Source organism: Corynebacterium sp. MSK204 (assembly GCF_030229885.1).
GTDB lineage: Bacteria > Actinomycetota > Actinomycetes > Mycobacteriales > Mycobacteriaceae > Corynebacterium.
Genome location: NZ_JASPGQ010000005.1, coordinates 101,877 through 114,657, shown reverse-complemented (window position 1 = coordinate 114,657; position 12,781 = coordinate 101,877). Strand labels below are relative to the sequence as shown.

Below are 12,781 nucleotides of genomic sequence, written 5' to 3'. Positions count from 1 at the left end.
TTAATCGAGGAGCTGAGAGACGCTATCGGGGTCGGCATCGGAAAGCATCTGGCGAATGCGGTCGTATTCATCGTCCTCGCCGATGGCCTTGGCGGCACGTCCAAGGGCTGCAATGGCGCGCAGGACACCCTGGTTGGGCTCGTGGGAGAAGGGGACCGGGCCCCATCCCTTCCAGCCATTGCCGCGCAGGCGGTCTAAGCTGCGGTGGTAGCCGGTGCGGGCGTAGGCATAAGCGGTGATGTACTCGTTGGGATCCGCGCCCTCTAGCTTGTCGAGCTCCTGCTCCGCGAGCATGGCCCACAGCAACGGGGAATCCGGGTGGTCTACGATGCCGGCCGCAGGCGCGGCCGCGTCCTGAGCGCCGGGATCAGCGGGCAATTTAATCGGTTCTGGGGCAAGCATGTCTTTCATTTCCATAAGACACACTCTAGCGATGCTCGTGCGGGCCTACCAGAAATCAGAAACGCTGAGCCCAAAAGAGTAAAGCGCGCGGCGCACCACCGGCAGGGACAGCCCGATGACAGAAGAGGGATCGCCGTCGATGCTATCGATAAACCAGCCGCCCATGGCCTCCAAGGTAAACGCGCCCGCGCACTCCAAGGGCTCGCCGCTGCGAGCGTAGGCCTCGATATCGGTGGCAGAAGCCTCTGCGAACCGGATGGTCGTGGTAGAGGTTTCCACGTGGCGTTGCGTGCCAAAAATCAGGCAATGGCCGGTAAGTAGCTGCGCGGTGCGCCCAGCCTGTTGGTGCCAACGCTCGATTGTGGCATCGACGGTGTGCGGTTTGCCCTGCAACTGGCCATCCAATAGCAGCATGGAATCGCCGCCAATAACCGGCTCGTCGGGGTACCGGCAAGCGACCTTTTCGGCTTTGGCGGTGGCAAGCTTTGCCACGGTATCGGCAGGCGAGTGCCCCGCCAACTGGGTTTCCAGGGCGCGCTCGTCAATATCGGCGGGCTCGAGCACCGGTTCCACGCCGGCCGCGCGCAGGATGGCGGCGCGCGAGGGGGACTGCGAGGCCAAAATGAGGCGCATTAGTAATACCGCACGGTGTGGAAGGCAGATGGATTAAAGACGCGCTGCGCGCCGTAGTGGTCGAAGCGCTCACCGGGCCTGCCCCAGTGGTTGCGATCCCCAAAGGCACCGGAGTGGTCCTTTTGCATCTGCTTGAGCACCGTCGAGAGCGCGGCGGCCTCTTCTTCCGTGGGGTTTCCCTTCAGGACTTTGATTTCGGGTTCAGACATCTTTTCCTAAACAGTTCCGTGCTTCTTGGGTACCTGGGCCACGACCTTGCGCTCTAGCAGGCGCAGGCCTTCAACCAGGTAGTGGCGGGTAGCGGAAGGCTCGATGACATTATCGGCCAGTCCGCGCTCGGCGGCAGCGTAGGGGTGCAAGAAAAGCTCGTCCATTTCTTCCTGCTTATCCTCATCTCCGTAGATGGTCAGCGCGGTCTGGGCTGCCTCGGCGACGGCGATTTCCGCGGTCGGCCAGGCATAGACCAGATCCGCGCCCAGATCCTTGGATCCCATAAACGCGTAGGCCGGGCCAATGGCCTTGCGGGTGACCACCGTAAGCTTGCCGACGCTCGCTTCCGCCTGCGCATACGCAAACCCCGCCGCCCGGCGCAGGAGACCGGCCTTTTCTTCTGCCGGGGTGGCAACGAAACCGGGCGAGTCCACGAACTCAATGATTGGGGTATTAAAGGCATCGCACAGACGCACAAAGCGTGCCGCCTTTTCCGCCGCGGCCGAATCCAGCGCGCCGTCCAGCGCTAGCGGCTGGTTGGCGACGATACCCACGGCGCGGCCATCCACGAAGGCAAAGCCCGTGATGATATTGGGCGCGGCCTCGGCCGAAAGCTCAAAGAAGGAGCCCTTATCGACGACCGCGTTGATCACCTCACGCATGTCATAGGCATCCGCTGCCGAATCCGGGATGACGGAATCCAGATCGAATTCGGTGACCTCGCGCGTATCGATGCGCGTTGCCTCGGCGCGGTTATTGGCCGGCAGGTAAGCCAGTACGTCGCGGACCAAGTCGAGAGCTGCCTGCTCGCTCGGGGCGCTGATCTGCGCGGTGCCCGACTTCGCGTGGACTGCGGCACCACCAAAGGTTTCCGGTTCCGCTTCGGCGACATCGCTGCCTGCTTGGTGCAGGCTGGTGCCGTGGGTGACAATGAGGACATCGGCAAGCGTGGGCGCAAATGCCGCAATGCCGCTGGTATCCCCGGCCACCACGGAGATCTGCGGGATAAGACCTGAGGCCTCGGTCGCGCGGGCGAGGATGCGGGCGTAGCCAGCAAGTGTGACGATGCCCTCTTGCGCGCGCGGGCCGGTGGAATCATAGATGCCGACGATGGGCACGCCGGTTTTCAGCGCAAGGTCATAGACCTTGGTGAGCTTTTCCGCATAAACCTCACCCATCGTGCCGTCAAAGACGGTGGCATCCTGGCTGAAAATGCACACGCGGCGCCCGTCGATGGTGCCGTAACCGGTGACGATGCCATCGGTGTACGGGCGATCGTGCTCGCGGCCAAAGTCGGTGGAGCGGTGGCGGGCCAGTGCATCGGTTTCTACAAAGGAACCCTCATCTAGCAGCTGATTCACGCGAGTGCGGGCGGCTGGCTCGCCTTCCCCCAACGGCGCGCGGGACTCGGCGAGCTTGTTGTCCAGGTCCTCAATTTTGCCAGCGGTGGTCTTCAGGTCAGTCATAGGCGCTGAGTGTACTAGTGGAAGGCCAAAGATGCGGAAATTGTGCAGTTTGGGCATCGTCACAGGGGTCGGTGTCGGAGCGCTATCGGTGCGGCATCAGCGCAACCGGAGTACCTGCCAGACATTAGGAAATATTAGCTCCCCTTTATAGGGGTAAGGGTGAAATGTGATGTGCAGCGTTCGTTACCGGTAAGGGGCGTTTTCCCACCGTATCGACGATAAATGTCATAAAGAGAGATAGCCGTAACTGTTGAGGAGCTATAACGAAGAGCTTAATATCGGCTGTGTCTTCATGAATTATTTCTCGTATCCTTAAACAACCACAAGGACGGTCTTCTGGTGATTTCAAAGGGACTGCGACTTGTCGCGCCGCTTGCCATCGCGACACTTCTCGCGCCCGCGGCACATGCGCGCGATATTCCCCCGATGCCACAGGCATATCCCATTACCAACCTCTATAAAAGCTGCAGCGCCGCCGGAGATAACACCGAACGCGAATGGCGGTTTGCTGAAACAGGCCGTCGCTACATGAGCGACGGAACCTTGCAATTCAAAAACACCACCGACCAGGAGGTGCCGTACACCGCCGAGGTAGAAACCGGCACCAACCACGAAATTGACGCCAACTCCAAGGCCAAGTTGCCCTCTGGTTGGGACACCACCGCCAAATCCGATATTGGCCTAAAAATGGCCAATGGCTGGCGAGATAAAGAAACCTTCGGGCCCGTCAAACTCAAGCCGGGCGAATCCTTCCGCGTGGAATACGGCGTGGTGGAAAAGGACTTTATTTCCATGTTCGTCGGCTGCAATGATGACCGCCTCGAAAACATTCCCGGCGCCAACGTCATCCGCGGTAAAGCCCCAGCAGAGCGCTATGCCTTTGCCTATATCATCAAGGCTGATGGATCCGTATCGGACTTGGCAATGGAAATTCCGTCTCGTTCCGGCAGCACTAACTCTAAGCCCATCGAAGGTAACTACACTGCGGTTTCCGGACCCAGCTTGGAAAAGATCGCTGATCCGAGCAAAGACGAGATCATGCAACCAGCCGCCGAACCCCAACGCGATCCTGCGTGGCCCAAGGAAGGCGAAAAGTGCGAGGCCAACGATAACTCCTGGTATCCGCTGGATATCACGGCGGTGAAACCCACCTTCCGCAAACCCGGTTATTCCACCGACTTCCTCAACTGGTCTCAGGGTGACTATGAATTCGCGCCGGTAACGGACTTCGTAGTTGGTGCCCAGCACGATCCATATACCAATTGGCGAGGCAATAGGGGCGATATTCCCCAGGGCTGGCTCGAGTCGGTCGGCGCCATCAAGCGTGCCTATATGCCGGTTGGTACTGAGCTCAAACACGTAAACCTTGCGCCCGGAGAGCGCGTTCGCGTGGAATACGGCACCACCATGACCCGTATCAACTATCGCGAGGTGCACTGCGGAAAATCCGGCAAGTACGACCTTACTTCGAACTATAAACAGACCACCGCCCCGAGCGGTTTCTGGGCCGAAGCCACAATCACTTCCAAAGACGGTAGTACCCGCACCGTAGACGTCACCCCTGACGAATACCGCGATCTGCCCGTACCCACCCAAACCATCTACTAACTACCTGCTAGGAGTACATCTCATGCGCATTTCCAAGATTGCGTCCACCACCGCGGCTTTAGCCGTTGCCACCGGCGTATTCGCTGCCCCAGCCGCCAATGCATTGCCGCAGCGCGACCTGGGCCCAGCAAACCCCACCACGATTGGCGAGCGCTGCGCCAATCCTGGCGATACCGGCCAGACCATTGATATTAAGCGCACCTATTTCGACGGTTCCGCCGGCACCTGGACCGTTTCCAACTACAACGATGAGCCACTTCCAGTCACCCGTTCCATCAAGGAAACCAAGACCAAGTCTTGGGACGTTTCTGCTGGTGTGGACTTTAAGTTGTTGGATCTGATTCACTTCACCTTCTCCTCCAGCTACACCTCTAGCCAGACCTACGAGGTAGGCGAGCAGGTCGGCCCATACGATATTGCTCCGGGTAAGACTGCCGTGCTGAAGGCTGGCTGGGTAGTCTCTGACTTCGAGGGTCAAAAGACCGTGTGCGGTTCCGACCACACCTGGCAGGCCAATGGCGGTAAGTTTACCGCAACTCTGCCCAAGGAACGCCACGTCGCGGTCTCCACCCGTGATAACAACGATTGGGGTTAAACCTTGAAGGCTAAGACCATCGCTAGTGCAATCGCAGCGCTGAGCTTGGTGGCCGTTCCAGTAGCCCACGCCTCTGACTTCGGCGGAGACTTTGAACTGCCCCAGCGCTGGAACGATGACTATAAGCCCGGCACGCATTGCGCAACGCCGGGGGAGAACTCCACCTATGTCACCGCGAAGCGCCGCTGGTTCAAGCAAACTGATGCCGCCAGCGTGGCCAACCACAATGCTGAGCCGGTGCCGGTCAAACACACCGTATCCAAAGCGCGGACAGAAACCGTTGAGGTTTCCGGCTCCGTGCAGGGAGAGGGAGATTTGGCCAAGATCCTGACCAAGACCTACGGCTTCAACTACGTCAGCGAACAGCACTGGAAGATTAACCAGGTAGTTGGGCCATATACTTTGCCTGCAAATTCCCAAGGCAAGTTGGTGTGGGGCTTTACCATGCTGGATACCGATGGCCAGGATGTGCGCTGCAACCGAGACCAAGTATGGGAAACGGTAGGAAAACCATATTCGGCCACTGTCCCTGAAGCTCGCTATTCCGAGCTGCGCTTAGAAGACGCTCCGGACTGGAGTTAATTCATCAGGAAATGAGCCCACCCGCACCCTATGAATCGGGGTGTGGAGCTGGGCTCTTTTTGGCAGCTACGGTGCCTTATTAGAAGTGCATCCTCTGAAGTGCATCCTCCAAAGTGCAGGGTCCTCTGCAACATTTGAGGAAGATTTGCGATATCTGAGGGCCGGGTTTGCTCAGTTATCGCAGTGGAGGATGCACAAATGGCAAAGCCGGGCCCATCCACCGGCATGGCTGGCTGTGCAGTGGCTATGCAGGGCCGAAGGCGGCCGCTTTAAGCCGGCAACCACGCATACCCGTAAGGCCCAAGCTCAACGGGGCCTAGGTCAACGGAGCGGTCGCTGAAATTGTGCAGGCACAGCAGGTCGCCGCGCTGGTAACCGAGCACGCTTTCCTTACCGGTTTCCACCGGCTCGCAGGGTGCTGTACCCAGCTCGGGGTGCGCGTGGCGCTCCGTGATCATGGTGCGCACGCTGTGCAGCAGGGAAGTGGCATCATTGAGCTGCGATTCCACGGACGTGCCGCCGACAATAGGCAGCCGCGCCGGGGTGCGGGCACTAAAGCCCGCGGTTTCGCTATCGTCCCACTGCATAGGGGTGCGAACGGCATAGCGATCCGGCAAAGAGGTGTCATCGAGCATGCCAATTTCATCGCCGTAATAAATAAAGGGCGCACCCGGCAGGGTCATCAGTAGCGAAAACATCAGCTCCACCTTGCGGCGGTCCCCGCCCATGAGCGGCATGAGCCGCCTGGCGATGCCCACATGCGCCCGCATGCCTTCTTCTGGCAGGTAGGTCTGATACATCAGCTCGCGGACGTCATCGTCGACCATTTCCAAGGTCAACTCGTCATGGTTGCGCAGGAAGGTACCCCACTGGCACCCCTCGGGCAGCGGCGGTAGCTGGTTGAGGATGTCGTAGACGGGGGTGGCATCGCCAAGCGCGAGCGCCTGGTACAGCCGGGGCATGACCGGGAAGTTGAAGACCATGTGGAAGCGATTGCCGGAGCCGTAGTACTCCATGGTCTCCTTGGGAGGCTGGTTGGCCTCCGCAATGAGGACGGCCTCGGGATAGTGGGTATCCATAAAGGCGCGAATCTTTTCCACGAACTCCACCGTCTCCGGCAGGGACTCGCCGCCGAGCTCATCGCGCTCGAAGAGGTACGCGATGGCATCGAGGCGCAGGCCGTCGAGGCCCTTGTCCATCCAGAAGGACAAGATATTAAAGACCTCATCCTGCACGTCCGGGTTATCGTAATTGAGATCCGGCTGGTGGGAGTAGAAGCGGTGGAAATAGTACTGCTGGCGCTTATCATCCCAGGTCCAGTTGGAGGTTTCAACGTCGGTGAAAATGACGCGAATTTCGGGGTAGCGCTCGGGGTCATCGCCCCAGACGTAGAAATCCCCAAACGGGCCATCCGGGTCGGAGCGCGAGGCTTGGAACCACGGGTGATCGGAGCTGGTGTGGTTGAGCGCCAGGTCCGTCATGATGCGCATATCGCGACGGTGCAATTCCTCAACCAGTTCCTCGAAATCCGCCATCGTGCCGTAATCGGGGTGGATAGAGTAATAATCGGCGATATCGTAGCCGTCATCGCGCAGCGGCGAGGCATAAAACGGCGAGAGCCAGAGGCAGTCCACGCCCAACCACTGGAGGTAATCCAGCTTGTCGATGACCCCGCGCAGTGTACCGATCCCCTTATTCTCGGCCTCGTTATTGCCGGAGTCCTTAAACGAGCCCACCAGGGCTTGGTAGAAGACGGCGTTGTGGTGCCAGCTCATTGCAGATCCTTTCTTTTTGCCCGCCACGCAAAGTACGTCAGTGCGCACAGCACGCCGGCCACCAGGCTGGGCCATACGGCGGGAGAGTCTTCAAATAAGTTCACTACGGCTTGGATGACCGCAAGGCACGCGAAGAAGCCGAGGAATCCGAGGAGCGAATCCCACAGCAGGGACCGGCGCATTAGGCCTTGACACCTCCTGCGGTAAGCCCGGCGACGATGCGGTGCTGGAAAATGAGCACCATGATGATAAGCGGAATGGTCACCAATGCACCAGCCGCCATGGTTGCGGCATAAGGGTACTCGAAGGCCGAGGGGCCAGAGAAACGGGCGATGGCCACCGTGACCGGCTCGGTGCCCGTCGTGGACAGCTGCTTGGCCAGCATGAATTCATTCCACGTGGTGATAAAGGCAATGATCGCGGTGGTAAAGAGCGCCGGGGCGGCCAGCGGCAGGAGGATGAGCCGAAAGGCCTGGGCGCGGGACGCGCCATCCACGCGGGCGGCCTCCTCAAGCTCCCAGGGCAGCTGCCGGAAGAAGCTGAGCAGGGTATAGACCGTCAGCGGCAGGGCGAAGGAGATATTCGGGATGATCATCGCGCGGTAGGTGCCGATCCATTCCAGGCGCCCAAAGAGCTGGAAGAGCGGGGTAACCAGCGCGATGGCGGGAAACATGGAGGCTGCCAGGATGATGCCGGTGACGATACCCTTGCCGGGGAAGTCATAGCGGGAGAGCGCATACGCGGTAAATACGCCGACTAAAACGGCTACCGCGGTGGTCGCGAGAGAGATGAACAGCGAATTGCCCAGCGCGCCGAGGAAGTCATTGCCCTTGTCCGTCGCGAGGGCATCGCGGAAATTATCGAGCGTGATATGCGTTGGCCAGGGCGTGGTATCGAAGGTGAATTCCTGGCTGCGCAGGGCGGTGACCACCATCCAATAAAAGGGCGCAAGGCCCCAGAACATGATGAAGATAATGCCCGCGTAGTGTCCGAATTTACGCATTACTTTGCACCCTTTCTGCCGGAGACATCCGCGCCGAGGAAGCGGATGAGGATGAAGGCGACGAAGAAGATGAGCAAGAAGATAAGGGTGGATAGCGCCGAGGCGGAATTGAAGTTACCTTGGCGCATATCTTCCACCACCAGCTGGGAAATGGTGGCGGTAGGGGAGTTAGACGAGCTCGAAATCATGATGACGGGAAGGTCATACATGCGCAGCGCATCCAGGGTGCGGAAGAGCACGGCCACCATCAGGGCTGGGCGCACCAGCGGCAGGGTGATGCGGAAGAAGGTTTGGATGCGGTTGGCGCCATCGACGCGGGCGGCATCGTAGACGTCCTTGGGGATCATCTGCAGGCCGGCCAGGATGAGCAGCGCCATAAATGGCGCGGTCTTCCACACGTCTGCGATGATAACGGCAAAGCGCGCATAAAACGGGTCCGTGGTCCAGGCGATATTCGTACCAAGCAAGGAATTGACGATGCCCTCTGGGGCGAACATGAACTGCCACAGCTTGGCCGTCACGGCGGTAGGAATGGCCCAGGGGATGAGCACGGCGGCGCGCACCAAGCCGCGGCCGCGGTACTCGCCGTTCATGATGATGGCCATGAACATGCCGAGGATGGTCTCCAAAGCGACGGTGACCACGGTGAAAAACAGCGTGATTTTTACGGCGGGCCAGAAGTCGGTGGCGATAACACCGGGCGGGCACGTCGTGATTTCCCCCGCACCGGAAACACAGCGGTTATTGATCCAGTACAGGTAATTGTCTAGGCCGGCAAAACCGCCTTCTTCAAAGATGCCCGTTTTGGGGTTCAGCTGCCGGTTTCCCTGGAAAGACAGGATGACCGCGCGCACGATGGGATAGCCGATGATGATGCCCAGCACGATGAGCGCTGGGGCGATCAGCGCGGCGGGCCGCCCGAAATTGGCAAACCTGCTGGAGCTAGGGGTGCGCTTGGGTTTCTTCGATGATGAGTGCGTCTGTTGCGTCGGCGAAGTGGTGACCACGGTTATTCGCCTTTCTGGTTCAGATAATTTCTGGTGCGCTAGATTCTATCCCCAACTAGGGTGGGAAAACCACAAAGGGTGAGGCTATGGCGTATGCGCCTTCCTCACCCATTTGTGCACTAGCGGTTCGCTATGTATTTCTCAGTTTTATGCATGCTCCCTGCTCGTGGGATACGAGGGGCAGGGAGCGTATCTTTAACCCTGCGAAGCAGAGTCGATGGCCGCCTTCATATCGGAGGTGGCATCTTCGACGGACTTGCCATCGGTCAGCGCGGCATAAGCGTTGTCCTGGATGGCCTTAGAGATGGCGGAGTAGAACGGCGATACTGGGCGCGGTGCGGCGTTTTCCAGGGATTCCTTCAGCGCTGGCAGGTAGGGGAATTCCTCCTGCAGCTGCGGGTCATCGTAGATGGAGGAAAGAACCGGCGGGAAGGACTGCTCAGCAAAGGACTTCTGGTTTTCCTCATTGATGATGAAGTTCATGAAGTCCAGGGCGGTGCCCTTGTTCTTGGAATTGATGTTGATGCCGTTGTTGTAGCCGCCCAAAGTGGATACGCCAACGCCGTCCTTGCCCAGCGGTGCCTGGACCTCGACGTCGATGCCGGCATCGACCGCGTTGGTGTACATGTAGGGCCAGTTCACTGCGAAGGCGGTCTTGCCCTCGGTGAAGGCCATGTTGGTCTCTTCCTCGGTGGCGGCGGTGGAGTCCTTGGAGATGATTTCGTCTTCATAAGCATCCACCATGGCCTGCAGGCCTTCCTGGGCTTCCTTTGAGTCGACGGTGGCATTGCCGTCATCGTCAAGCACCGAGCCGCCCCAGCCCTCTATGAAGCCGGCGGTATTAAGAGCCAAGCCCTCGTACTGCTTGAGCTGCGTGGTCAGGCACTTTTTGCCGTCTTCCAGTGCCTTGCAGGCGGATTCGAGGTCGGCGAATTTCTCCGGGGTAGCGTCCGCGAGTTCAGTATTGCGGAACAGGAGCTGGCCATTGGTGTTTTGCGGGAGCGCATACAGCACGTCATTGTAGGTTGCGGATTCCACGGTGGCCGGCAAGAGCTCCGAGGTATCGGTCTCGAAGTCACCGTTGAGCGGCTGGAGCCACTGGTTGGCGGCGAATTCCGCGGTCCAGACCACGTCGAGGGCCATGACATCGTAGTCATCATTGCCGGCCTGGAGGGACTGCACGAGGGTCTCGCGCTGGGCATCTGCCTCGCCCGCGAGCTCCTTGAGCGTGACCTTTTCATCCGGATTTTCTTCATTCCACTTATCGATGATGGGAGTGATCTTATCCGTGTCGTTCTTGCCCATGGCAAAGGTGATGGGGCCGTGGGAGTCAGCGCCGGAACCGGAACCGGATGCGGAGCCATCTGCGTTATCTGCACCGTCGTCAGACGTGGAGCAGCCGGCTAGTGCCAGTACTGCCGTGGTGGCGACTGTGGTGCGAATGAAGTACTTCTTCATGGGGAATTCACCTTTCAGAAAGCTTGGGTGTTCCTTAAAAATAATTTACAAACACCGCGCGCAGAATAGATTTTGATTATTCACCTCTAAACGGGGGTGCTTTAAGAGGTAGCGATGCGCTGCCCGGTCTCTGGATCGAAGCGGTGTGCGGCGCTTTCATCAAAGGTCAATACAACCTCCTCGCCGCGCTGTGGCGGGGTGCCTTCGCAGCGCGCAACGAAACGCTCGCCACCCACCGTGGCGTAAACGAAGGATTCGGAACCCAATTCTTCAACTAGGTCGACCACGCCGCGCAGGCCCTCAGCGCCCTCATTGAGGTGCATGTTTTCCGGGCGCACGCCCAGGCGCTCGCCGTTGTGGTCAAAGATATTCATTGCAGGCGATCCGATAAAGCCAGCGACGAATTCGTTGGCTGGCTCCGCATAAAGCTCACGCGGTGGGGCAACCTGCTGCAATACGCCATCTTTTAACACCGCTACCCGGTGCCCCAGCGTCATCGCCTCGACCTGGTCGTGGGTGACATAGACCGTGGTGGTCCCAAGCCGCTGCTGCAGGCTCGCAAGCTCGGTACGAGTCTGCACGCGCAGCTTCGCATCCAGGTTAGAAAGCGGTTCATCCATGAGGAAGGCCTTAGGATTGCGCACGATGGCACGGCCCATGGCCACGCGCTGGCGCTGACCACCCGATAGGTCCTTGGGCTTGCGCTTGAGGAACTCGCTTAGGCCCAGCATGTCTGCTGCATCCTGGACCTTTTGCTTGATTTCAGCCTTCGAGAGCTTGGCCAGTTTGAGCGAAAAGCCCATGTTTTCTTCCACCGAAAGGTGCGGGTAGAGCGCATAATTTTGAAAAACCATCGCAATATCGCGATCGCCCGGTTCAAGGCCCGTGACATCCGCATCATCGATGAGAATCCGGCCACTAGAAATTGGTTCAAGGCCGGCCAGCGCGCGCAGCGTCGTGGACTTGCCGCAGCCAGACGGTCCCACCAAGACGAGGAACTCGCCGTCCGCGATTTCTAGGTCCAATTCCTTCACTGTGGGCGCCGCCGCGCCGGGGTAGGTGATATTTACCTTTTCAAAAGTGACCTTTGCCATGCGCAACACACTAGCACCACCGGCGGGCGGTATCTTGGAATCTATGACTGCACTTGATAAGCACCGCATCCGCACCGCCCTGGCAGAGGACTTCAGCACCATCGATTTTGTGGATCAGACCGGTTCCACCAATACCGACCTGATGCAGGCCACCAACGTTGCCGATGGCACCGTGCTGCTTGCCGATGAGCAGCTATCCGGCAAGGGCCGCCTCGGCCGGGCGTGGACGGCGCCCGCCGGATCCCAGGTGATCTTTTCCGTGCTGCTCTTGCCCGATTCCCTCGATTACTTGGGCACGCTTCCGCTGGCTGCGGGCCTGGCCGTGACCGATTCCATCGAGGGTTCCGTGCTCAAGTGGCCGAATGACGTGCATATAGATGGCAATAAACTCTGCGGCATCCTTGCCGAGGCCGGTCCGGTGGGCCAAGCCTTCAAGTCCGCTCCGAAGACCGAGCTCAACAAGACAGAACTCAATAAGACTGAGTTGAACAAGGCTGAGGTCAACAAAGCAGAAGTCAATAAAGCCGAGGTAAATAAGACCGTCGGCGGGCAGGCACCCTCCGCGCGCGTGGTCGTGGGTATGGGCATTAATGTCACACTCACCCGCGAGGAATTACCCATCGAAAGGGCCACCTCGCTGGCGCTTGAAGGCCGCGATACCGACCGCACCGAGCTGGCTATTACCGTGCTGAAAAACCTGCGCCGCCGCATTACGCAGTGGGAAAACCAGGATCCGCAGCTTATGCAGGATTACCGCGCGGTGTGCTCATCCATTGACCAGGAGGTGCGGTTGGAGACCCCGACTGGCGATGTCATCGGCCGCGTCGAGGGCATCGGCGATGACGGCCGCATTAACGTCGCGGGCGAGTACTACTCCGCCGGCGACGTGACGCATCTGCGCCCGGCACGATAGGTACTGCGCGGCGGGTGCTGCGGAGTCCGCGTGGT

Annotated in this window: 14 protein-coding genes; 4 read left to right on the top strand and 10 right to left on the bottom strand. The window is 59.3% G+C overall.

Translation table 11 applies throughout. From position 1 onward, the window contains the following. The 4 genes from QP908_RS04900 to QP908_RS04885 are packed head-to-tail and all read right to left on the bottom strand — an operon-like array spanning position 1 to position 2,711. Positions 1 to 417 (bottom strand): DUF3151 domain-containing protein, encoded by a 417-nt coding sequence (locus tag QP908_RS04900; protein ID WP_239269348.1) that lies wholly within the window; start codon positions 415 to 417, stop codon positions 1 to 3. A gap of 30 nt (positions 418 to 447) precedes the next feature. Then, positions 448 to 1,035, bottom strand: a complete 588-nt coding sequence (locus QP908_RS04895) for a Maf family protein (RefSeq protein WP_239269349.1) — start codon at positions 1,033 to 1,035, stop codon at positions 448 to 450. Then, a complete protein-coding gene (locus QP908_RS04890; RefSeq protein WP_239269350.1) occupies positions 1,035 to 1,244 on the bottom strand; it encodes an acyl-CoA carboxylase subunit epsilon in 210 nt (69 codons plus the stop codon). The genes QP908_RS04895 and QP908_RS04890 overlap by 1 nt, the downstream gene beginning before the upstream one ends. A gap of 6 nt (positions 1,245 to 1,250) precedes the next feature. Then, on the bottom strand, positions 1,251 to 2,711 hold the full coding sequence (locus tag QP908_RS04885; RefSeq protein ID WP_284771786.1) for an acyl-CoA carboxylase subunit beta: 1,461 nt from the start codon (positions 2,709 to 2,711) through the stop codon (positions 1,251 to 1,253). Positions 2,712 to 3,050: 339 nt separating this feature from the next. Here QP908_RS04885 and QP908_RS04880 point away from each other — a divergent pair, with 339 nt between their 5' ends. From QP908_RS04880 to QP908_RS04870, 3 genes are read left to right on the top strand one after another with little or no spacing between them, the layout of a single operon-like run. Further along, on the top strand, positions 3,051 to 4,319 hold the full coding sequence (locus QP908_RS04880) for a hypothetical protein (protein ID WP_239269352.1): 1,269 nt from the start codon (positions 3,051 to 3,053) through the stop codon (positions 4,317 to 4,319). Positions 4,320 to 4,341: 22 nt separating this feature from the next. Then, positions 4,342 to 4,914: a hypothetical protein gene (locus QP908_RS04875; protein WP_239269353.1), complete on the top strand. Its 573-nt coding sequence runs from the start codon at positions 4,342 to 4,344 to the stop codon at positions 4,912 to 4,914. 3 nt (positions 4,915 to 4,917) lie between these two features. Then, positions 4,918 to 5,496: a hypothetical protein gene (locus QP908_RS04870; protein ID WP_239269354.1), complete on the top strand. Its 579-nt coding sequence runs from the start codon at positions 4,918 to 4,920 to the stop codon at positions 5,494 to 5,496. A gap of 269 nt (positions 5,497 to 5,765) precedes the next feature. On the opposite strand, the gene QP908_RS04865 is transcribed toward QP908_RS04870, so the two are convergent. The 6 genes from QP908_RS04865 to QP908_RS04840 all read right to left on the bottom strand — a co-directional run bounded on the left by QP908_RS04865 (position 5,766) and on the right by QP908_RS04840 (position 11,833). Continuing rightward, complete coding sequence (locus QP908_RS04865) at positions 5,766 to 7,271, bottom strand: alpha-amylase family protein (RefSeq protein ID WP_239269355.1); 1,506 nt, start codon at positions 7,269 to 7,271, stop codon at positions 5,766 to 5,768. Next, complete coding sequence (locus QP908_RS04860; RefSeq protein WP_239269356.1) at positions 7,268 to 7,453, bottom strand: hypothetical protein; 186 nt, start codon at positions 7,451 to 7,453, stop codon at positions 7,268 to 7,270. Before QP908_RS04860 ends, QP908_RS04865 begins: the two co-directional genes overlap by 4 nt. Then, the gene (locus QP908_RS04855) at positions 7,453 to 8,274 is read right to left on the bottom strand and encodes a carbohydrate ABC transporter permease (RefSeq protein ID WP_023016855.1); all 822 of its coding nucleotides are present in this window, start codon (positions 8,272 to 8,274) and stop codon (positions 7,453 to 7,455) included. Before QP908_RS04855 ends, QP908_RS04860 begins: the two co-directional genes overlap by 1 nt. Then, positions 8,274 to 9,281, bottom strand: a complete 1,008-nt coding sequence (locus QP908_RS04850) for a carbohydrate ABC transporter permease (RefSeq protein ID WP_284608956.1) — start codon at positions 9,279 to 9,281, stop codon at positions 8,274 to 8,276. Before QP908_RS04850 ends, QP908_RS04855 begins: the two co-directional genes overlap by 1 nt. Positions 9,282 to 9,476: 195 nt before the next feature. Next, a complete protein-coding gene (locus tag QP908_RS04845; RefSeq protein WP_239269357.1) occupies positions 9,477 to 10,739 on the bottom strand; it encodes an ABC transporter substrate-binding protein in 1,263 nt (420 codons plus the stop codon). Between the two features lie 101 nt (positions 10,740 to 10,840). After that, positions 10,841 to 11,833 carry an ABC transporter ATP-binding protein gene (locus QP908_RS04840; protein WP_239269358.1) on the bottom strand — a complete coding sequence of 331 codons (993 nt, stop codon included), beginning with the start codon at positions 11,831 to 11,833 and terminating at the stop codon, positions 10,841 to 10,843. A gap of 43 nt (positions 11,834 to 11,876) precedes the next feature. Between QP908_RS04840 and QP908_RS04835 the strand changes: the two genes are divergently transcribed. Then, positions 11,877 to 12,746, top strand: coding sequence for a biotin--[acetyl-CoA-carboxylase] ligase (locus QP908_RS04835; protein WP_239269359.1), 870 nt, complete (start codon positions 11,877 to 11,879; stop codon positions 12,744 to 12,746). Positions 12,747 to 12,781: the final 35 nt, after the last annotated feature.